At 72.4% G+C, this 21,370-nt stretch carries 9 protein-coding genes; 4 read left to right on the forward strand and 5 right to left on the reverse strand.

Annotated features, from left to right (window positions below):
• Position 1: 1 nt before the first annotated feature.
• The 4 genes from GTZ93_RS41240 to GTZ93_RS41255 all read right to left on the reverse strand — a co-directional run bounded on the left by GTZ93_RS41240 (position 2) and on the right by GTZ93_RS41255 (position 17,409).
• On the reverse strand, positions 2–8,056 hold the full coding sequence (locus GTZ93_RS41240; RefSeq protein ID WP_139916371.1) for a non-ribosomal peptide synthetase/type I polyketide synthase: 8,055 nt from the start codon (positions 8,054–8,056) through the stop codon (positions 2–4).
• Positions 8,053–11,079 (reverse strand): type I polyketide synthase, encoded by a 3,027-nt coding sequence (locus GTZ93_RS41245; RefSeq protein ID WP_161663353.1) that lies wholly within the window; start codon positions 11,077–11,079, stop codon positions 8,053–8,055. The genes GTZ93_RS41240 and GTZ93_RS41245 overlap by 4 nt, the downstream gene beginning before the upstream one ends.
• A gap of 2 nt (positions 11,080–11,081) precedes the next feature.
• Positions 11,082–16,631, reverse strand: coding sequence for a type I polyketide synthase (locus GTZ93_RS41250; RefSeq protein ID WP_139921766.1), 5,550 nt, complete (start codon positions 16,629–16,631; stop codon positions 11,082–11,084).
• Between the two features lie 202 nt (positions 16,632–16,833).
• Positions 16,834–17,409 carry a carboxymuconolactone decarboxylase family protein gene (locus tag GTZ93_RS41255; RefSeq protein WP_126933717.1) on the reverse strand — a complete coding sequence of 192 codons (576 nt, stop codon included), beginning with the start codon at positions 17,407–17,409 and terminating at the stop codon, positions 16,834–16,836.
• Between the two features lie 276 nt (positions 17,410–17,685).
• On the opposite strand from GTZ93_RS41255, the gene GTZ93_RS41260 reads away from it, so the two are divergent.
• From GTZ93_RS41260 to GTZ93_RS41270, 3 genes are all read left to right on the forward strand, one after another.
• Positions 17,686–18,237 carry a carboxymuconolactone decarboxylase family protein gene (locus tag GTZ93_RS41260; RefSeq protein ID WP_120553475.1) on the forward strand — a complete coding sequence of 184 codons (552 nt, stop codon included), beginning with the start codon at positions 17,686–17,688 and terminating at the stop codon, positions 18,235–18,237.
• Positions 18,234–18,710 (forward strand): redoxin domain-containing protein, encoded by a 477-nt coding sequence (locus GTZ93_RS41265; RefSeq protein ID WP_139921768.1) that lies wholly within the window; start codon positions 18,234–18,236, stop codon positions 18,708–18,710. Before GTZ93_RS41260 ends, GTZ93_RS41265 begins: the two co-directional genes overlap by 4 nt.
• Positions 18,711–18,799: 89 nt before the next feature.
• Complete coding sequence (locus tag GTZ93_RS41270; protein ID WP_120577151.1) at positions 18,800–19,441, forward strand: RNA polymerase sigma factor; 642 nt, start codon at positions 18,800–18,802, stop codon at positions 19,439–19,441.
• 7 nt (positions 19,442–19,448) lie between these two features.
• On the opposite strand, the gene GTZ93_RS41275 is transcribed toward GTZ93_RS41270, so the two are convergent.
• Complete coding sequence (locus GTZ93_RS41275; RefSeq protein WP_161663354.1) at positions 19,449–20,471, reverse strand: isopenicillin N synthase family dioxygenase; 1,023 nt, start codon at positions 20,469–20,471, stop codon at positions 19,449–19,451.
• A 357-nt stretch (positions 20,472–20,828) separates the two neighbouring features.
• On the opposite strand from GTZ93_RS41275, the gene GTZ93_RS43355 reads away from it, so the two are divergent.
• On the forward strand, positions 20,829–21,370 hold a 542-nt coding region (locus GTZ93_RS43355; protein ID WP_222595370.1), incomplete at its 3' end, for a hypothetical protein.

A 21,370-nucleotide genomic window follows, 5' to 3' on the forward strand; every position in this document is an offset into this window, starting at 1 on the left:
CTCAGGCGCGCAGGGCGGACGACAGCGAGCCCACGAGCGCGTCGAGCCCGTGGCTGAACAGGGTGTAGTGATTGCCTTCCAGCTCCACGAGCTGGCCGCCCGAGGTGAGCCGCAGCCACGCCTCCGCGTTCTGCCGCGAGGCGCCTCCGGGCTGCGCGCCCCGGCAGAACCAGACGCGGCCGGCGTAGGGCCGGGCCTGGTACGCGGTGAGGGCGCGCATGTTCGCCTTGAACACCTCCGCGTGCGCCCCCAGCGTCGCGCGGTCGAGCTCCGGAGCGATGGCCTCCTGCGCCCGCAGGTCCTCCACCACGCGCTCCAGCACCGCGTCCGCGGGCAGGGCCCGCAGCGCGCCGGCATCCACCGAGACGCGGCGGGCCGACAGGGCGCCCAGGTCCTCGGCGAAGCGCGCCATCAGCGCCGCCTCGTCCATGACGTCCCCGCCCTGCCCCGCTGGCGGGACGAGCACGTCGATGAGCGCGAGCGTGGAGACGGTGTCCCCCGCCGCCTGGAGCTGGCGCGCCATCTCGTAGGCGACGACGCCGCCCATGGACCACCCGCCCAGGTGATACGGACCGCGCGGCTGCACGTCGCGCAGCGCCTCCAGATACGCGGCGGCCATGGCCTCGATGGACCGGGCCGGCGCGCCGGGCGGCACCTGGATCCCGAAGACGGGCTGATCCGTCCCCAGCTTCCGCGCCAGCTCCGCGTAGCAGAGGACGCTGCCTCCCACCGGGTGCACGAGGAAGAGCGGAGGCCGCGTGCCCGAAGGCTGGATGGGCACCAGCGCGCCACGCCCCTCGCGACGCGGCGCCTCCGGCCCGGCCAGGGACTCGGCGAGCAGCGCGATGGTGGGCATCTCGAAGAGGGTCGCCAGCGGCAGCTCCCGGCCCAGCTCCTGACGCAGCCGCGCCATCAGCCGCACCGCGAGCAGCGAGTTGCCGCCCACCTCGAAGAAGTTGTCGTGGACGCCCACGGGTCCCGGCAAGAGCCCTTCCCAGAGGCCGGCCAGCGTCTTCTCCAGCTCGGTGCGCGGCGGCACCTTGACGCCGGTCTGCTTCGGCTGCTGCGTGCCCTCCAGGGCCGGCAGCGCGCCGCGGTCCACCTTCCCGTTCGCGCTGAGCGGCAGCGAGTCCAGCGTCACGAAGGTCTGCGGCACCATGTACTCCGGCAGCTTCGTCCGCAGCGCGTCGCGCAGCGCGTCCAGCGCCGGGGGCGCCTCCGCGTCCAGCACCACGTAGGCCACGAGCCGCTTGTTGCCCCGCTTCTCTCCCACGGCGGACGCGACGGCGGCGCGCACGCCCGGGTGCTGGAGCAGCGCGTTTTCAATCTCGCCCAGCTCGATACGGAAGCCCTGGACCTTGACCTGGAAGTCCTCGCGGCCCAGGAACTCGATGTCGCCGGACGGCAGGAAGCGGCCCAGGTCTCCCGTGCGGTACAGCCGCTCGCCCGTCAGCGGGTGGCGGATGAAGCTTCCGCGGGTCTTCTCCTCGTCCCGCCAGTAGCCGCGCGCGACGCCCACGCCGCCGATGAAGATCTGCCCCGGCACCCAGGTGGGGCACGGCATCAGCGCGTCGTCGAGCACCAACATCTGCTGGTTCAGCATCGCCTTGCCGTAGGGGATGCTGGGCCAAGCGGGGTCCACGTCGCCAATGGGGTACACGATGGACCAGATGGCCGCCTCGGTGGCGCCGCCCATGCTGTAGACGGCGGCATTCGGCGCCACGGCGTGGATGCGCTCCGGCAGCGACACAGGAATCCAGTCACCGCTCATCATCACCGTCTTCAGCTGGGGCCACGCCTCGCCCAGGCCCGCCAGGTGGTCGGCCATCATCTCCATCAGCGCCGGGACGCTGTTCCACACCGTCACGCGGTGCTCGCGCACCAGGTGCAGCCAGCGGCCGGGCTCGCGCAGCTCGCCGGGCTCCGGGATGACCAGCGCGCCACCCGCGGCCAGCAGGCCGAAGACGTCCCACACCGACAGGTCGAAGTTCATCGCGGACAGCGCGAAGCCCCGGCTGTCCGCGCCGACGCCGTAGCGCGTGTTGACGTCCAGCAGCGTGTTGAGCGCCGACCGGTGTTCAATCATCACGCCCTTGGGGTGCCCCGTGGAGCCGGACGTGTAGATGACGTAGGCCAGGTCGTCCGGACGCTGCACGCTCGGCAGCGCGTCCGCGGACGGCCGCTGCGCCTCCGACCCGTCGATGGCCAGCACCGCGCTGGGGTCCACGCCCGCCAGCTCCAGCTTGAGCCAGGACTGGGTGAGCACCTGCCGGGCTCCCGTGTTCTCCAGGAGGTAGCGCAGGCGCGCCGGAGGCAGGTGCGAGTCAATGGGCACATACGCGGCGCCGGACTTGAGGACGCCCAGCGCGGCGACGACCTGCTCCCAGCCCTTCTCCATCACCAGGGCCACGAGCGCGTTGGGCCGGGCCCCCTGCTCGCGCAGCCAGTGCGCGACGCGGTTGGAGGCGGCGTCCAGCTCCCCATAGGTGAGCGTGCGGCGCGAGGTGATGACCGCGGGCCGGTCCGGCTGGAGGGCGGCGGCCCTCACGAACGGCTCGTGCATCAGGCCCTGCGCCACGGGCGCGGCCGTCGCGTTGGCCTCCCGGCGGACGTCCAGCTGCTCCGGAGGCACCAGCAGCCGGGTGCGCTCCGTCCATGCGGCGGGCTCCGCAGCCAGCCGCGTCACCAGGCCCGAGTAGGCCTGGAACATGGCGTCGATCATCCCCGCCGGGAACAGCTCCTCCACCACGTCCCAGTTGAGGACGAGTCCACCGCCGTCCTCCACCACCTGGTGGTCCAGGAACACCTGGGGCGTGCGGATGCTGCTGTGGATCTCCTCGCCGCCCGTGCCCATGGTGAGCAGGTGCTGGGCCAGGCCGGCCGGAGCGGCGTCGCCTTCGCGCGAGTGGAAGTTGATGGTGCTCGCGTAGACGACGGGCATGCGGGCGCGCCGCATGTCGCCGTCTCGCCGGTTGAGTTCACGCAGCACGCGCACGCCGCTGAACGACGCGTGGTCCAGGTCGTTCCACAGCTGCTGCTGGAGCCGCTGCGCCCGCGAGGAGATGGACTCCGCGCGCTCCACCTGCACCTCCAGCAGCGTGGTGGCGCTGAAGTTGCCGAGCACCCGGTCCACATGCGGGTGCAGCGGCACGCGGTTGAAGAACAGCACGTTGAGCGTGAAGGCGCGGCTGCGGCCCCAGGTGGCCAGCACCTCGGAGTAGGCCGCGCACATCACCATGGAGGGCGTGACGCCCGCCTCGCGCGCCAGCTCCTTGAAGCGCGCCCACTGCGCCTTGGGCAGCCGGAACGAGCGGTGCGTGAAGCGCGGCAACTCCAGCGTGCCCGGGTGGCGGGCCATGGGGAGCTCCGGCGCGGGCGGCAGCTTGGGGACGCGGTCGAGCCAGTACTTCTCCGCGGCGGCGTACGCGGGGCCAGACTCAAGCGCCTGCACGCCCAGCACATAGTCGCGGAAGGTGATGTCGATGGGCCGCAGCGCACCGGCGCCCTCGCGGTACACGGCGGACCATTCCTTGAAGAGCAGCGACGTGCTCCACGCGTCCACCACCAGGGCGTCGAAGCCCAGGTGCAGCCGCGTGCGCTCACCATCCAGCCGCGTGGCCCGGACGTCGAACAGCGGGAAGCGGTCCGTCTGGAAGACCTGGGTGGCCATCTCCGTGCGCAGCGCCGCGAGCGCGCGCTCGACCTGGGACGCGTCCTGGCCCCGCAGGTCCACCGTGCGGATGACGAAGGAAGGCACCGTGGACAGCACCCGCTGCTGCCCGTCCGGCGTCACCACCGCGCGCAGCATGTCGTGGCGCTGGATGACGACGTCCAGGCTCGAGCCCAGCCGCTCCAGGTCCACGCCCAGCAGGTCCACCTCCAGGAAGAAGTAGGTGGACACGCCGCCCAGTTCGAAGGAGCGGGTGCGGCCCAGCAGGTACGCCTGCTGGAGGTCCGTCATGCCGAAGGGCTGGTGGCGCCCTTCCCCGTCATGCACGAGCACCTCCACCGGGGCCGGCTCCGCGCTCGCGGTCCGCGCTGGCTCCGCCGCGCTGCTCGCGGGAGGCGCCTCCAGCGACAGCTGACCGAGGATCTCCGAGCAAAGGGCCTTGAGGCTCGCGCCCGCCAGGAGCCCGCCGAGCGACAACGCCACGTTCAGCTCGTTGGCGACCGCGCTCTTGAGTTCCAACGCCATCAGCGAGTCGAAGCCCGCGTGCGCCAGTGGCGCGTCCACGTCCACGTCCGCGGCGGACGCGCGCAGGATGACGGCGACCTGAGCGCGCAGCCACTCCACGAGCCGGGGCGTGCGCTGCGCCACCGGCAGGCGCGCGAGCACATCCCTCAGGCCCGACGAAGCGGGACGGGCGGCGCTCGCCGTCGGCGATACTTCCGCGCGCGTCACCTTCTGGAGCGCCTGGACCGTCGTGCGCTTGAGCAGCGCTCCTTCAGCGCGCAGGAAGACGCGGCCCTGCGCGTCCGCCACGTCCACGTCCGCGACAATCGTCGTGTCCCCGTCTTTCCAGGGGCGCAGCCGCACGTGGGCCCGGGTCGCGGTCGCCGGGGTGGCGGGACCGACGACGAAGCGGGCGACCTCGACGATCATGTAGATGGCGTCCTCGGGCACGTTGCCCGGCAGGCACGCGAAGACCGCCTGGAAGAGCGCGTCCACCAGGCCCGGGTGGACGCGGTAGCCCTCCGCCTCCTTCGCGTCGGGCGCGCGCATCGTCGCGAGCGCCTCGCCCTCGCGGAAGCGGACCTGCTCAATCCATCGCGCCGAGTGCCCGAGCACCAGCTGGCGCTTCTCCATGCGCGCGTAGAACTCCGCGCCGTCCAGCGTCCGCGTGCACCGCGCGAGGATGGCGTCCGCGGACTCCAGGCCCTTCTCCTCCTGGGCCTCCGCGAGCCGTCCCTCCACGTGCACCGCCCAGGCGCTGGAGTCCTCCGAGGCCCCCGGCGGCAGGCTGTGGAGCGCGAAGCCACGCTCACCCTTCGCGTCCAGTGGCTCCACCACCAGGTGCGCGACGCGCGTCTCGTCGTCGTCCATGAGGAGCCCGCGCCGGACCGACAGGCCCTCCACACGGCAGGCTCCGGCTCCCGGCGTCAGCGCGTGCCAGGACTGAAGCGCGGCCTCCAGGAAGACGCCCACGTTCACCACCCGCATCCCGCCCATCCGGCAGTCCGCCAGACACGGGTGCTGGGCCGCGTCGTACCGCACGCGGAACTGGGCCGCGGGCAGCGGCGACGGCAGCCGGTTCCCCAGCAGCGTCGTCGAGGCGGTCTCCTCCCGCACCGGTGCCGAGGACCGGGCCGCCGCACCGGGCGCGGGGGCGGCGTACCAGTACCGCTTCCGGTCGAAGGTGTACGTCGGCAGCGGGACCCGCCGCGGCTCGAGGCCCGCGTGCAGGTGGTCCCACTCCAGGTCGGCGCCGCGCGTGTACAGGGCTCCAGCGCTCTCCAGCATGGAGCGCTGGGCGGACAGCCCCTTGCGCATCGAGGGCAGGAAGGCGCGGTCCCCCGCGGGCGCGTAGCGCTTCACCATGCCGATGAGGTGGGGCGCGGGGCCCACCTCCACGAAGGTGTCGAAGCCGTTCTCGAACAGCCACTCCATGCTGGCCTGGAAGCGCACGGCCTCGCGGGCGTGGTCGCGGAAGTAGCGCGGCCCCAGCGTGCCGGCGTCCACGGGCCGGCCCGTCAGATTGGAGATGAGCGGGAGGGACGGCTCATGGAACGTGAGCCCGGACGCGGCCTGCTCCAGCGCGTCCAGCATCGGATCCAGCAGCGGCGAGTGGAACGCCTGCGAGACGTTGATGCGCTTGTGCTTGTGGCCCTGCGCCATCAACGCCTGGAGCACCTGCTCCACGGCGTCCACCTGGCCGGAGATGACGATGTTGTCCGGCGCGTTCACCGCGGCCACGGACACGCGGTCGGCCTTCCCCTCCAACGCCGCTCGCACCTGGGCCTCGCTGGCGAAGACGGACGCCATCGCGCCCGCTGCCGGGAGCGCCTGCATGAGCGCGCCGCGCACGGCGAGCAGCGCCACGGCGGCGTCGGGCTCGAAGACGCCCGCGACGCAGGCCGCGACGTACTCACCCACGCTGTGGCCCAGCACCGCCGAGGGGACGACGCCCCAGCTGCGCCAGAGCATGGCGAGCGCGTACTCCACGGAGAAGAGTGCGGCCTGGGTGTAGCGGGTCTGATCCAACAGCCCCGCCGTGAAGCCCTCCCCGCGCAGGAGCGTGAGCAGCGGCACGTCCCAGTGGGACTTCAGCGCCTCCGCGCAGCGGTCCAACGCCTGCCGGAACACCGGCTGCGAGGCGTGCAGCTCCACCGCCATGCCCGGGAACTGGCTGCCCTGGCCGGTGAAGAGGAAGGCCACCTTCGGCCCCTGCCCCACCTGCGCGCGGCCCAGGGACGCACCCGCCGGCAGCTCCCCCGCCGCGATGGCGGACAGCGCGTGCTGGAGCGACTCCAGGTCATCCACGGGCAGCGCCACGCGCTCCGCGAACCGGGCCCGGCCGGTGTTCACGCTGAAGCACACGTCTTCCAGGAGCAGGTCGCGCTTCGCCGCCAGGTGCAACGCGTGCCGGCCCGCCAGCCGCGCCAGCACCGCCGGACTGCGCGCGGACAGGGTGAAGAGCTGCGTGCCGGGCTCGAAGGCCCGCGCCGGGCGCACCACGGCCGGGGCCTCCTCCACCACCAGGTGGGCGTTGGTGCCGCTCGCGCCGAACGAGCTCACCCCCGCGATGCGCGGACGCTCCGCGCGCGGCCACGCCTCCGGCCGGGTGGAGATGGCCACCGGCAGCGCCTCCAGGTCGATCTCCGGGTTCAGCTCCCGGAACTGGACCTGGGGCGGCAGCTCCTCGTTCTGGAGCGCGAGGATGACCTTCATGAGGCCCGCGGCCCCCGCCGCCGGCTCCAGGTGCCCGATGTTGGCCTTGATGGACCCGATGTGGATGCGGTCGCCTTCCGCGCGACCCTCGCCCAGCGCCGCGCCCAGCGCGCGAACCTCTATCGGGTCGCCGAGCGGCGTCCCCGTGCCATGCGTCTCCACATAGCTGACGCGGTCCGCCCCCACGCGCGCGGCCTTGAGCGCACCGCGGATGACGTCCTGCTGCGCCGCGGGGTTGGGCACCGTGAGCCCGCCGCTGCGGCCGTCCTGGTTGACGCACGAGCCGCGGATCAGCGCGTGGATGTGGTCCTTCGCCGCCACCGCGTCCGACAGGCGCTTGAGCACGAAGACGACACAGCCCTCGCCGCGGGTGTAGCCGTTGGCGTCGCGGTCGAACGTCTTGCAGTAGCCGTCCGGCGACAGCATGCCCGCGCGCGACAGCACCACGAACCACTCCGGTGACAGCAGCACGTTGACGCCGCCTGCCAGTGCTAGCGAACACTCCCCCGCGCGCAAGCTTTGACATGCCTGGTGCAGGGCGACGGCGGAAGATGAACAGGCCGTGTCCACGGACAGGCTGGGACCGCGCAGGCCCAGCCAGTACGACAGGCGCCCGGCCGCGAACGTGGACGCGTTGCTGGTGAGGCAGTAGGCGTCCAGCTGATCAATGGGCGTCTCCTGCATCAGCTTCTGGCAATAGTCGTAGTTGGTGATGCCCACGAACACGCCGGCCATGCTCCCCTCGAGCTTGTCGAAGGGCTGCGCCGCGTTCTCCAGGGCCTCCCAGCTCACCTCCAGGAACAGGCGCTGCTGGGGATCCAACGTCGCGGCCTCGCGCGGGGAGATACCGAACACGCCCGCGTCGAACCGGTCGACATGCTCCAGGAACCCGCCCTTGAAGAGCTGTCCGTCCGGGGTCGCCGCGGCGCCGCGCTCCTGGGGGAAGGTGCGGATGCCGTCGCCTCCGGAGCGCAGGAAGCGCCACAGCGTGGAGGGGTCGTCATTGCCGCCCGGCAGGCGGCAGGACATGCCGACCACGGCGATGGGCTCCGAGCGCTGGGACTCGACGGCGTCGAGCTTCCCGCGGAACTCACGGATGCGCTCCAGGGCACGCTGGAGCAGTTCGTCGCGGTTGGACGCTTCGGTGGAAACCGGCGGGGTGCTCATGACAGGTGGTCCTTGCTGGAGATGGAGGAGGTCTCTTCGAGTTCCCGCGCCAGCAGGTCGGCGATGCTGTCAGTGCCGCCTCCCGTCGCCGGGGACAGGCCCTGGGACGCCAGGGGCTGCGGCTCACGCGGCGGGGTGGCGGGTGCCGGGGGTGGCGTGACGAACGTGCCCAGCTGCCGGGACAGCCGCTCCACGGTGGGGTTCTCGAAGATGACGGTCACGGCGAACTTGCGCCCCAGCTGCTGCTCCAGCCGGTTGCGCAGCTGTCCGGCCATCACGGAGTCCATGCCCATCTGGAAGAAGCCACCCTTGGGGTCGAGCCGGGCGGCGTCGAACTTCAGGATGCGCGCCACCTCCGCGTGCACCAGGCTCCGCAGCTTCGTGGCGCGCTCGCGCTCCGGCAGCTCCGCCCAGCCAGCCAGCTGCGGCGAGGCCGGGGCGCGAACTTCAGCAGGGCGGCGGACGGGTTCCGGGGGCGTGTCACGCACCGCCGCGCGGGGCAGCTCCAGGCTGGTGGAGCGCACCGACGCGAGCATCGTGACGGGCCGCTCCTTGAACCAGAAGGACTCGCGCTCGAAGGGATAGGTCGGCAGGCGGAGGAAGTGCCCGTGGGGCGCGAGCAGCCGCTCCAGGAGCAGGCCCAGACCCGCCGCGTGGAGCGCCGCCACGGACGTCAGCATCGCCCCCAGCGCATCCTGGCTCCCACGGAGACAGGACACCGCCAGCACGTCCGTCAGTCCCTGGCGCGCGGCGGCCTCCTCCACCGGCGCGGTCAGCACCGGCTCCGCGCCCAGCTCCACGAAGAGCACGTGGCCCGCGCGCAGCGACTCCTCGATGCCCGGCAACACCTGCGCGGGACGGCGCAGGCACCGCGTCCAGGCGCCGGCGCCCAGGGACTCGCCGTCCAGCACCGTCCCGTCCTCCGAGTACAGGGGCACCGCCGTGGGCCGGGGCATCAGTCCCGCCAGCGCCGCGCTCAGCGCTCCGGCCGCCGCGTCTCCCTTCGCCAGCAGGGCGCCGCACTCACGGGCGACGCGAGCGGCGTCCTCCAGCGACAGCGCTCCCGCGACGTGGGCCGCGGCGATCTCCCCCACTCCCTGCCCGAGCACCGCGCCCGGCTCGACGCCCCACGAGCGCCACAGCTCGGCGAGCGCCACCTGCACTGCGAAGTGCTCACCCACCCCGTCCGCGCCCTGCCCCAACTGGAGCGCGCCGCGACAGCGCTCCAGGGCCTGGGCGAACACCGGACAGTCGCGGCCCAGCGCCGCGAGCCGGGCCCCTGACAACCGGGGCTCCGCGGGGAAGAGGAACACCGGGCGTCCCGGCCTTCCGGCGGTGCCCGTCCATGCGCCCGGAGGCCGGACGTCCTGCTGGAGCGCGCGCAGCTGCTGGAGGGCCTCCTCGCGGGTGCGGACGACGAGCCCCACCCGGTGGTCGTGGTGCGTCCTGCGCAGCGCGGCCGTGGCGCAGACGTCCTCCAGCGTTTCATGCTGGCCGGCGCCGCTCGTCAGGTGGTCCGCCAGACGCCGGGCCACGTTCGACAGCGCCTTGCGGCTGCGGGCGGAGAGCACCAGCAGGTGGGCTCGCTCCGCGCCAGACACGGAGGGCCGTGCTGCGGCCTCCGGGCGCGCGGACTCCAGGGTGCCCAGCACGACGTGCGCGTTGGTGCCGCCCGCGCCGAACGAGCTGACCGCGCCGTAGCGGCGCTCCGCCGGATCCGTCCACGGCGTCGACTCCGTGGGCACGTAGAGGCGCGTGCCATCCAGCGAGATGTGCGGGTTGAGCGCCTGGAAGTGCAGGTTCGCCGGGATGACGCCGTGCTTGAGCGACAGCGCGACCTTGAGGATGCCGACGATGCCGGCGCCCGCCTCCAGGTGCCCGATGTTCGTCTTGATGGAGCCGAGCGCGCAGGGCCGCCGCTCGCCCTCCGCGGCGCCGTAGATTTCGGAGAGGGCCTCCACCTCGATGGGGTCGCCCAACGACGTGCCCGTCCCGTGCGCCTCGACGAGCCCCACCTCCGAGCCGGTGAGCCGCGCGCGCTCCAGCGCCTTGCGGATGACGGCGCGCTGGGCCCCACCGTTGGGAGCCGTGAGGCCGTTGCTGAGTCCGTCCTGGTTGACGGCCGAGCCGTGGATGACGGCCCACACCGGATCCCCGGCCGCGATCGCGTCCGACAGGCGCTTGAGCACCACGACGCCGCAGCCCTCGCCGCGGACGTAGCCATCCGCGCGCGAGTCGAACGTCTTGCAGCGCCCATCCGCCGCCAGCGGCAGGCCCTTGGAGTGCGCCACCGACACCACGGGCGACAGCAGCAGGTTGAGCCCGCCCACGATGGCGGTGGAGCTCTCCCCGTGGCGCAGGCTCTGGCAGGCCTGGTGGACCGCGACGAGCGACGAGGAGCAGGCCGTGTCGAAGGCCATGCTCGGCCCGCGCAGGTCCAGCAGGTACGAGAGCCGGTTGGGGATGATGCAGTTGGTGCCACCCACCAGCGAGTACGTGCCCAGCACCTGCGGCTCGGAGAGCTGGAGCTGGAGGTAGTCGTTCCCATTGGCGCCCACGAAGACGCCGGTGTCCGTGCCCGCGAGCGCCTTCGCGCTCAGGCCCGCGTCCTCCAGCGCGTGCCACGCCACCTCCAGGAAGAGGCGCTGCTGCGGATCCATCTGCTCCGCTTCACGGGGCGAGATGCCGAAGAAGTAAGGGTCGAAGCGGTCGGGCGCGTCCAGGAACGCGCCGTAGCGCATGTGCATCCGCCCCGGTGTGGCCACGTCCGCGTCGTAGTAGCGCGACAGGTCCCAGCGGTCCGCGGGCACCTCGCTGACGGCGTCCACCTTGCCGCGCAGCATCTTCCAGAGGGTCTCCGGAGTCTCCCCGCCCCCCGGGATGCGGCACCCCAGGCCGATGATGGCGATGGGCTCCCGGCCCCGGGACTCCAGGGCCTCGAACCGGGCCCGGAGGTCCTTCAGCGCGTCGAGGCTGCGCTTGAGCAGCGTGGGATCATTCGCGGTGGGCAGTGGGGCCGTCATGGTCAGGACTCCTTGATGAGCTGGTGGACCTGGACGAGCTCGGCCTCCAACAGCCGCTCGAGCTCCAGGTCGGAAGGCAATGCCGCGTCGGCGGGAACGGCGGGTGCGGCGGGCACGGGCGCTGGCGGGACGACGCGCGCCGGAGCGGACCGGGCCGCTGGCGCGGACGAGGCCTGGCTCAGGACGAACCCCGTCAGCGCCTCCACCGTGGGGTGATTCCAGAGCGCGGTGGCGGAGAGCCGGATGCCGGTGCGCGCCTCGATGCGGTTGCGCAGCTCCAGCGACATGACGGAGTCCATGCCCAGGGTGCGCAGCGGCTGGTCCACGGGGACGCGCGCCGGGGCCAGCTTGAGCACCGTGGCCACCACCTGCCGCAGCTCGTCCTCGGCGCGGGCCCGCCGCCGCGAGGGCTCCAGCGCGCCCAGCTCGTCGAACAGCGTCCGGGACGGAGCGGCGGCCGGGCGGGCCTCGTCATTCCGGGCGACGGCGGGCCGAGCCACGTCGAGCACGCGGACCTTCAGCCCGTCGACGTGGAACAGGGGCTCGCCCGCGTCGGTGAACGCCACCACGTCCACCAGGAACACCGGGCCCTCACCGCCCGGACGGCGCTGCGCGTGGACGTGGAAGGCCCCCTCAGGGAGGCGGTGGACCGCGAAGCCGTCCACCCCGACGCTGATGAGCTGCCGGCCCCGGAACACGAGGCTGGGCGGCAGCGTGGCGATGGAGAGCTGGAGCGCGGAGTCGATGCAGGCCACATGGGCCAGCTCCGGGTCCACGGAGGCCGCGGGCGGAAGGATGCGCCCCAGCGCCTGCGCCTCGCGGGACCAGACGCAGTCCACGCCACGGAAGGCGGCGCGGTACTCCAGCCCGCAGCCCGCCAGCAGTTCGTAGTACCGCACGGAGTCCAGCAGCATCGCCGCGGAGCCACGCAGCGAGTCCCGGAGCGCCAGCGCCTCCTGCGCCCGCTCCCGGCCCACCGCCGCCGCGGGCCCCGTGTCCACCAGGGCCCGAGCGTGGGGCACCCACGTGCGGCCCTCGCCCTGGGAGAACACCTGGAGCTCGCGCTGCGCGTCGCGCACGGAGAGCACGGTCTGCACGCGCGGCGCGGGCTCGGAGCCCAATATCAGCGGCTGCGGGAAGGCGATGTCCCTCAGCGCCACGGGCGCGGCCCCCAACGCCTCCTTCGCGGCCCCCAGCGCCATGGACAGGAAGACGGCGCCGGGAACCACGGCGTCACCGCCCACGCGGTGGTCGGCGAGGAAGCCGGACACGTCCGCGCCCCACTCGGCCTGCCAGTGGTGCAGCCGCGGCTCCAAGGCGGACGGGAAGTGGCTGCCCAGGAGCCCCTCAACGCTCGGACGGCTGGCGGCGACGGGGGCACGGACCGCGGGCGCCGCTTCCAGCCAGAAGCGCTCGCGCTGCCAGGGGTAGGAAGGCAGCGGCACGCCGGGGCGCCCCGCGCGGGTGACGGCGCTCCAGACAGGCTCCAGGCCTCGCGTGTAGAGCGCCGCCACGGAGCGCAGCAGCGTCTCGCGCTCGGACTCGTTGCGCCGCAGCGACGGCAGCACCTCGCCCGGCTGATCCACGTCCGCCAGCTCCTGCTCCACGGCGGGCAGCAGGATGGGATGCGGGCTCATCTCGATGAAGACGTCGTGTCCCGCCTCGCGCGCGCGCCGGACCGCCGAGGCGAAGAGGACGGGGTCGCGCAGGTTGCGCACCCAGTAGCCCGCGTCGAAGTCGCGGCCGTCCGTCACCGCGTCCAGGACCGTGGAGTGGATGGGCACCGCCGACGGCGAGGGCTGCACGCCCGCCAGCACCTCCAGCAGCTCGCCCTTCAGCGCGTCCATCTGCGGGCTGTGGGAGGCGACATCCACCTTGACCCAGCGCCAGAAGACGCCGCGGGCCTGGAGCGCCTGGGAGATGACCTCCAGCGCCTGTGGCTGGCCCGACAGCACGGTGGAGCGGGAGCTGTTGCTCACGGCCACGGCGACCTGCGCCTCGTGGCCGCGCAGGACCTCCCGGGCCTCGTCCAGCGTCAGCTCCGCGGCGAGCATCGCGCCCTGCCCGCTCACCCGGCGGAGCAGCTGACTGCGGCGGCAGATGATCCGCGCGGCGTCCGCCAGGTTCAGCGCGCCCGCGACATACGCCGCCGCGACCTCGCCCATGCTGTGGCCGATGACCGCCTTCGGCCGCACGCCCCACGAGCGCCAGAGCGCGGCCAACGCCACCTCCACGGCGAAGAGCACCGGCTGCACCACGTCCACCCGGGCCATCCGCGACGCGGCCTCGGACGCCTCCAGCTCCTCCAGCACGGACCAGCCGGTGAGCGCGTGGATGGCGGCGTCGCACCGCCCGAGCTCCGCGCGGAAGGCCGGCTCGTCGCGCAAGAGCTGCCGGGCCATTCCGTGCCACTGCGAGCCCTGCCCCGGGAAGACGAACACCACCGAGGGCGCCTTCGCGAGCGCCGGAGTCACCAGCCGCTCATGGGGCTCGCCCCGGGCGAACGCGTCCAGCGCCTGGGCCAGGTCCTCCCCTCCGCGCGCGACCACCGCCAGCCGCTCCGCGTGGTGCGTCCGGCGCAGCGCGGCCGTGGCGGCGACGTCCTCCACCTGCGTCCAGGGCGCGTGGCGAAGCGTCCCGGCCACGCGCGCCGCCAGCTCCCGGAGCGCCTGCGGGGTATGGGCGGACAGCGGCACCAGCGAGTCGCGGGCGACGGGGGCAGCCGCCCCCGCGCATCCCAGACGGAACAGCGTGGCGCGCGCTTCGTACAGGGCCAGCCGCTCGTCCTCGTCCCGCGTGGTGGACGGCAGGACGACAGGGGGCGGCTGCCGGCCCTCGGCGGCCTGCTGCAGGGCTCCCACCAGCACGGGGTGCGGGCTGAGCTCCACCAGCGCGTCCACGCCGTCGGCCACCAGCGACGCGAGCACCGGGGCAAGCCACACCGGCGTGCGCAGGTTCTGGCCGAAGTAGCGCCCGTCCACCTCCGGCCCCTCCACCCGCCGCCGCAGCGCGGTGGAGATCATCGGCAGGCGCGCGGGCTTCGGACGGAGCCCGGCGAGCACCGTCTCCAGCTCCGGGAGGATCTCGTCGATCTGCGGGCTGTGCGCGGCGACGTTCACGCGGATCCGCGCGCACAGCTCCTTGCGGCGCTTGAGCTCCGCGAGGAGCGCATCGAGCGCGGCCGGGTCTCCGGACAGCACGGTGGACCGGGGACCATTGTGGCCGGCCAGCACCACCGCCCCACCCGTGGCCTCCAGGAGCCCGGTCAGCGCGTCGGGCGGCAGGTTGACCACGGCCATGCCGCCCCGGTCCGCCAGCAGCTTCTGCAGGCGGCTGTAGTGGTGGATGACGAGCGCCGCCTCCTCCAGGTCGAGGATGCCCGCGATGTGCGCGGCGGCGATCTCCCCCAGGCTGTGCCCCACGACGACGTCCGGGGTGATGCCCCAGGCGCGCCACTGCTCCGCCAGGGCCACCTGGAACGCGAAGAGGAGCGGCTGCACCACGTCCACGTCGTCGTAGCGGGCAATGCCCTCCGCCTTGAACAGCTCCTCCCGGAGCGACTGGCCGGAGTGGACCGCCAGGGCCGCGTCCACGCGCTCGAAGGCCGCGCGGAAGGCGTCCTCCGTGAGCAGCATGCGCCGGCCCATGCCCACCCACTGGCCGCCCTGCGGAGCGCAGACGAAGGCCACCTTCGGAGGCCGGCCAGGCGCCGTCCCCAGCGTCACCGTCCCCGCCACGCCGTCCAGGAACCCGCTCAAGCGCGCCACCAGCTCGCCCCGGGTGCGCACGCACACGGTGAGCCGCTCCGGGCCGGAAGCCTCCGGCGCCAGCACCGCGTGGAGCGCGTCGAGCGGCACCCCGGCCCGCAGGGCGTCGAGCGCGCGGCGGGCCTCGTCCTTCAGGGCCTCGGCTCCGGACGCCGCCAGCCCCACCCAGGTGAGCCGCGACGGCGGGGCCTCCTGGAGCACGACGTGGGCGTTGGTGCCGCCCCAGCCGAACGCGCTGACCCCCGCCACGGCCAACCCGTCCGGCACCGGCCACGCGCGGGTCTCACGCGAGACCTCCAGCCGGAGTTCCTCGAAGGGGATGAGCGGGTTGGGCCGCGTGAAGTGGAGGCTGGGCACCACCGTGCGCTGCTCGACGCACAGGCAGGCCTTGAGGAAGCCGGCGATGCCCGCGGCCCCCTCCAGGTGGCCGATGTTGGTCTTCACCGAGCCAATGACCAGCGGCGGGCCCGCCCCGCGCGCCTTCGCGAACACGGCCCCGAGCGCGCCCGCTTCAATGGGGTCTCCCAGCGCCGTCCCCGTGCCGTGTGTCTCCACGTAGCCCACCGCGCCGGGCGCCACGCCCGAGCGCGCGTGGACCCGCCGCAGCAGCTTCTCCTGGGCCTCCGGGTTGGGCGCCGTGAGGCCGTTGCTCGGCCCATCGTTGTTGCTGCCCGTGGCGCGGATGACGCAGCGGATGGTGTCGCCAGCGGCGAGCGCGGCGGAGAGTGGCTTGAGGACCACCACGCCCCCGCCCTCTCCGCGCCCGAAGCCGTCCGCGCTCGCGTCGAAGGCCTTGCACACGCCGTCCGGCGACAGGCCACCGAAGCGGGACAGCGCCACCATGGTGTGCGGCGAGGCCATCACGCTGACGCCGCCGACGATGGCCGTGGTGCTCTCCCCCGCCCACAGGCTCTGGCAGGCCAGGTGGACCGCCACCAGTGACGACGAGCACGCCGTGTCGAGGACGAGGCTGGGCCCCTGGAGGCCCAGCACGTACGACAGCCGGTTGGCGATCATGTTGAGCGCCTGCCCGGTGGCCGTGTGCGGCGTGATGCGCCCCGGCTCCGCGCCGCCCAGCTCCGCGTAGTCACGCCAGATGGCGCCGACGAACACGCCCGTCGCCGTCGCGTGCAGCTCGCGCGGGACGATGCCCGCGTCCTCGAGCGCCTCCCACGCCAGCTCCAGGAACAGGCGCTGCTGCGGATCCATCTCCGCCGCCTCGCGCGGGGAGATGCCGAAGAACAGCGGATCGAACCCCGCGATGTCTGGCAGGAACCCGGCGCGGCGCGGCACCGGCGCGCTGCCCCCGCCGCGATCCGCCTGCTGCAGCCGCCCGTCCGCCCAGCGCCCGGAGGGGACCTCCGACACCGCGTCGCGCCCGGTGCGCAGCAGCTCCCAGAACGCGGTGAGGTCCGCCGCGCCCGGAAGGCGGCAGGCCATGCCCACCACCGCGATCGGCTCGTCGCGGGCCACGGAAGGCCCGGCGGCCTCCACGTGAGCCGTGGCGTCCGCGTCACCCGTGGACAGGTGCCGCAAGAGCGCGTCCACGCTGGGGTGGCGCCAGAAGACCGTGGGAGACACGTCGCGTCCCGCCAGCTCCGACAGCGCCCGGCCGAGCGCCACCGCACCCAGCGAGTCCAGCCCGTAGTGGCTGAAGGGCCGGCGGGAGTCGATCTGCTCTGGCGACAGGCCGTTGCGGCGCGCCAATGCCTCCAGCAGGTGTGACCTGAGCGCGGACAGCACGGACGCGTCCGTCACAGGATCAGAGATCGTCGGCGCACCCATGGCATTTCCCCCTGTCAGCCCTTCCCCAAGGGCCCGGTTTCCACGTCAGCGCAAGGCAGACCCCACCCGCGCCTGAAGCCACTCAAGACACGACAAGACCGTCACCGCGAACGCGGACTCGCGCGCCAGCGCGAAGGGCCTGGGCGCGAAACATCGGATGTCTGGGAGGAAGCCCTGGGACCTGGCCCGGGGCCTCCGAGCACTACGCCTGGCGCGCCGCCGCCCCGGACGGGCGGGTCCACGCGAATTCCTTCAGCGCCGGCTCCAGCTCCACGCCGCCCAGGTGGTTCGCGTAGTTCACCAGCACCTGCTGGGAGAGGGCCAGGATGACGTCGAGCGCGTTGGCGCTCGTGAAGCCCTGGGCCGTGAACCGGCTCCAGAGGTCGTCTCCCACGGTCCCCTTCTCACGGACCACCGTCCGGGTGAACTCCGCGAGCAGCTCCAGCCGTGGATCCGGCAGCGTCGTCCCCGACCGGAGCGCGGCCACGAGCGCATCCGGAACCTGGAGCTTGCGACACAAGAAGCTGTGGAAGGCCATGCAGTACGAACAGTCGTTCTCCCAGCCGATGGTCATGATGACCACCTCGCGCTCCACGGCGCCCAGGGAGGACTGGGCCAGCAGCGGCCCCATCTGCGCGAAGGCCTGCGTCACGCCGGGCGACTCCGCGATGAGCCCCAGCAGGTTCGAACGGAAACCGGCGGACTTCTCCACCGCGGCCAGCACCGGACGGGACTGCTCCGGCGCGCTCTCAATCGTATGAATCCTCAGTCGCCCCAAGACTCACCCTCCCCAAAAATGGAATGTTGGATTCAGTTGACAATGCCACCGCGAGAAATCCGTTTCAACAAAGAATCACATCCATTTCAATTTTCCCTTGCGCACTTCGCGCCTGATTTATGGGGATTTTATGTATGATTATTTCTCCATAAATCACACGTGATTTCGTGGACTTACGATTCCCGGAGAAGAATCGACAGGTCCGGCGTAACGCCGGCCTGGGGTCGCGACCTTAATGACTGGCAAGCCGCAATCATGCGGCCTCAGGAGTTCTCAATGTCCCGTCTGAACCTTGTCGACGCTTCGCACGCCACGCTCAAACCCATCAAGGAGAAGCTGGGCGCCAACCTGCCTCCGCCGGTCCGGGTGCTTGCCAATTCGCCCGCGGCGATGAGCGCCTTCTTCGCGCTGCACGGGACGCTGGGCCAGGGGCAGCTGACGCCGCGCGTCCGCGAGCAGATCGCGCTCGCGGTGGGCAACGCGCAGGGCTGCCGCTACTGCGTCTCGCACCACACCCAGCTGGGCCGCAAGACGGGCCTCTCTGATCAGGAGCTGGATCAGGCGCGCTCCGGCAAGGCGCCGGACGCCAAGGTGGAGGCGGCGCTCCAGTTCTCCCGTCAGATCGCGGCGCGGCGCGGCGCGGTGACGGACGCGGAGCTGGCGGCGGTGCGTGCCGCGGGCTGGACCGACGGTGACGTGGTGGAGATCCTGGCGCAGGTCGTCGCCACCACCTTCGGCAACTACCTCAACCACCTGGCCCAGACGGAGATCGACATCCCGCCCGTGGACCTGGTCCCAGCGGCGGTCATCGACGGAATCCACGCGTGACAGCGACCTTCGAGCCCGGGGCCCGCTTTCCCGACCTGGAGTTGCGGGACGGGACAGGCAAGCCCACGCGGCTGGGCGAGGCCATGGGCGGCGAGGCGGCGGTGGTGTTCTTCCTCCGCAACGCCGCCTGTCCGGTGTGCCGCAACCACTTGAAGACGCTGGCGAAGCGCCAGGGCGACATCGCGGCGAACCAGGCGAAGGTGATCTCGGTCATCCCGGATGGGCCCGAGGAGGCGCGGGAGCTGGCCACCTGGCTGGGGGTGCCGGTGCCGGTGCTGACCAGCGGGACGGGCACGCACGCGGAAGCGGGCCTGGAGCCGATCTTCTGGGGCAAGCTGCAACCGAGCGGCACCGTGCTGCTGGCCCCCTCCCGAGAGGTCGTCTACGGGAGGCAGTCCGCCCTGCCGCCGCTGGGCTTCAACGAGAAGGAGCTGATGACCGCGCTCGCGCGTGGGGCGCATCGCCCGGCTTAGGCGACGGCACAAGTCATCATGCGTCATCCGGGTCTTCCGGCCTTCCCCCTTCGGCGGCTTTCGCCGAAGGGGGTTAGGATGGCGGAGCCATGCCTGATGACAGCTCCCCGGACGCCGCCACCGAGCGCGCCCAGTTCCTTTCCTGGATCACCCTGCTCGTCCACCAGCACCGTGCGCGACTGGTGACGAGCGCGAGGCGCCGGGGTCTGCCTCCCGAGGACGCGCTCGATTGCGTCCAGGACGCCTTCGTCACCTTCCTGCGGATGCCGGAGGCCACGACCTTGTCGGCCCGCTCCAGCGAGGTCGAGCGCCTTCTGTCGACGCTGGTGGCCCACGCCGCGTTGAATCAGCGGCGCAAGCTGGCGCGCCGGGCGCTGCCGACCGAGATCGAACTGTCCGAGGTGGCCTCCGACCTGCCTTCAGCGGACACGCTGGTGGCGGAGGCGGAGGCGCGGGTGAGCCTGGTGCGCTGTGTCCAGCAGTTGTCGCAGATGCAGCAGGCGGTGATCCGCCTCCGGCTCCTGGACGAGTGTCCGGGCGAGGAGGTCTCCACGCTGCTGGAGATCTCGCCGGAGAACGCCCGCATCCTCCTGTTCCGCGCGCGCCAGCGCCTGCGGGAGTGCCTGGTGCTGGCGATGAAGGACCCGGGGCCGCCCGACATGGCCGCCGCGGAGACCGCGCCGCGGTCCCTGCAGGACAGTGCCAGCGACCAGCGCCTCCGACAGTCCTGAGCGAGCGCTACAGCACTTCCGCGCGCAGGTCGGGGAACACCTTCCCCACCTTTCCGAGCAGGTAGGCCCCGTACGTGCCCCGGAAAGAGTGCACGCTCTGCCGGTCCCACCGCTCCGCGTGGTCGTCCGCGCCCGCGTCCTTCAAAGCGGGTGAGTCGATGGCCGCGATCTCCGCCGTCCAGTCGGGGTCGAAGAAGAACGGCAGCGACAGCCGGTCACGGCCGGCGCGGTTGAGCACCCGATGCGGCGTGGAGCGGTACACACCGCGCGTCATCCGGTCGAGCATGTCGCCGATGTTGCACACGAACGCGTCCTCCACCGGCGGCGCGTCCACCCACCGCGTGTGCCCGTCCTGGCGCGTCTTCACCTGGAGCCCGCCCGCGTCGTCCTGCTTGAGGATGGTGAGCACGCCGTAGTCGGTGTGCTCGCCCACGCCCCACACCGGCAGACCTTGCGCATCCGCCTCCGGGCCCGGCGGGTAGTTGAAGATGCGGAACAGCACCGTCGGATCCGCCATGTACCGAGCGGCGAAGAAGTCCGCCTCCAGGTCCAGGCTGAGCGCGATGCCGGACATCAACGCGTGTCCCAGCGACGTCAGCGCCGCCATGTACGCCAGCACCGCGCCGCCCAGCCCGTCCGGCTCAAGGGGGAACAGGTTGGGTCCATGCAGCGGAGTGCCGGCGCGCACGCGAGGGTCGTCCGGCGACAGCTCCGTGCCGAAATACAACCCCTCCTTGCGATCCGGCCGGCCCGACGTGAGCTCCCCGCCCACGGGGAAGAAGCCCCGCCACGCCCTCCCCCCGAGCGCCATGCGCACGCGCTGCTTCTCCTCCTCCGGCCGCGCGAAGAAGTCCCGAGCCAGAGCCTCCAATCGGGTTTGAAGCCCCACGTCCACGCCATGGCCCACGACGTAGAAGAAGCCGGTGTTCCGACAGGCCGCGCCCATGCGAGCAGCGACCTCCCTCCGGGCCTGGGGGCTCGACGTGGGGTCGACGAGAGCTCGGACATCGATGAGGGGCACGGTATCCATGGCGCGAACTCTAGCCAGAAGTGCGTTGCCCCACCCTGCGCGGAAGCAAGGCTCCAGCGAATGCTCGACGCAGGCGTCCCCACCACCCCACCCCCCCAGGGTCCCGTGAAGCGGTCCACCCGCCTTTCATTCCGAGCCGCGCGATTGTCCGAGGGAACCGGTAGGTGGATCCGTTGACGGGAGGCCGCTCCCGCCGGACGAAACGCCTCCATCGGCCAACCAGTCAGCCAGGTCGCGCGAAACATCACCCGCCACCTCCCTCACGGCGCCCCCTCCATCGTGTCCACAGGACGCATCCTCTGGGGCGGGAGAAGTCAGCAGCGTCCCGCTGTCGGAATCCAAGGCGGCGGTCTCGCCATGGGGACGGAGTGCAACGCCGAACGCCCCGGTGTCCTCGACGGCCGTCTCAAGGAGGCCGAGGCTCTGCTCGCCCTCGCAAGCCGCTGTCTCCAAAGCATCGTCCAGGGGGGCGACCGGCACGGAGGAACCACGAAGGTCCTCAGGAGCGCATGGAGCCTCGGGGGAAGCCTGCTCCTGGGGAGCGGAGGCGGCAGCGGGAGCGAATGCGTTCAGCACGCGCTCATCGCGCGCCTTAAGCAGCGCTGGCAGCTCATGCTGAAGTGCTTGCACGTCACGCTCATGCAGGATTTCCATTACGCGGAAGGCCCACTCGCGCAGCGCGTCGCCTCCCATGAGCGGCAGCAATTGGGCTGCGCCTCCCAGGAAGGCCCGCTGCAGGGACTGCACGAGGAGCACGTGCCCGGGACGCGCCGCCACCCGCGCCGCATGCCGCAGCAACTCGAACTCCGCCTGCGCGCAGGTTTCCCCCGACTCCCAGCGCGCCGCGTCCTGGAGCTGGTAGCACGTGCTCCCCAGCCGGTCCAAGTCGAGGTCCGAGG

The sequence above is a fragment of the Corallococcus exiguus genome (genome assembly GCF_009909105.1).
Taxonomy (GTDB): Bacteria; Myxococcota; Myxococcia; order Myxococcales; family Myxococcaceae; genus Corallococcus; species Corallococcus exiguus.

Excerpts from the sequence above, each read along its gene's own strand:
- GTZ93_RS41275 (WP_161663354.1), bottom strand. The coding sequence starts at position 20,471 with ATGGATACCGTGCCCCTCATCGATGTCCGAGCTCTCGTCGACCCCACG.
- GTZ93_RS41260 (WP_120553475.1), top strand. The coding sequence starts at position 17,686 with ATGTCCCGTCTGAACCTTGTCGACGCTTCGCACGCCACGCTCAAACCC.
- GTZ93_RS41245 (WP_161663353.1), bottom strand. The coding sequence starts at position 11,079 with ATGACGGCCCCACTGCCCACCGCGAATGATCCCACGCTGCTCAAGCGC.
- GTZ93_RS41240 (WP_139916371.1), bottom strand. The coding sequence starts at position 8,056 with ATGAGCACCCCGCCGGTTTCCACCGAAGCGTCCAACCGCGACGAACTG.
- GTZ93_RS41250 (WP_139921766.1), bottom strand. The coding sequence starts at position 16,631 with ATGGGTGCGCCGACGATCTCTGATCCTGTGACGGACGCGTCCGTGCTG.
- GTZ93_RS41270 (WP_120577151.1), top strand. The coding sequence starts at position 18,800 with ATGCCTGATGACAGCTCCCCGGACGCCGCCACCGAGCGCGCCCAGTTC.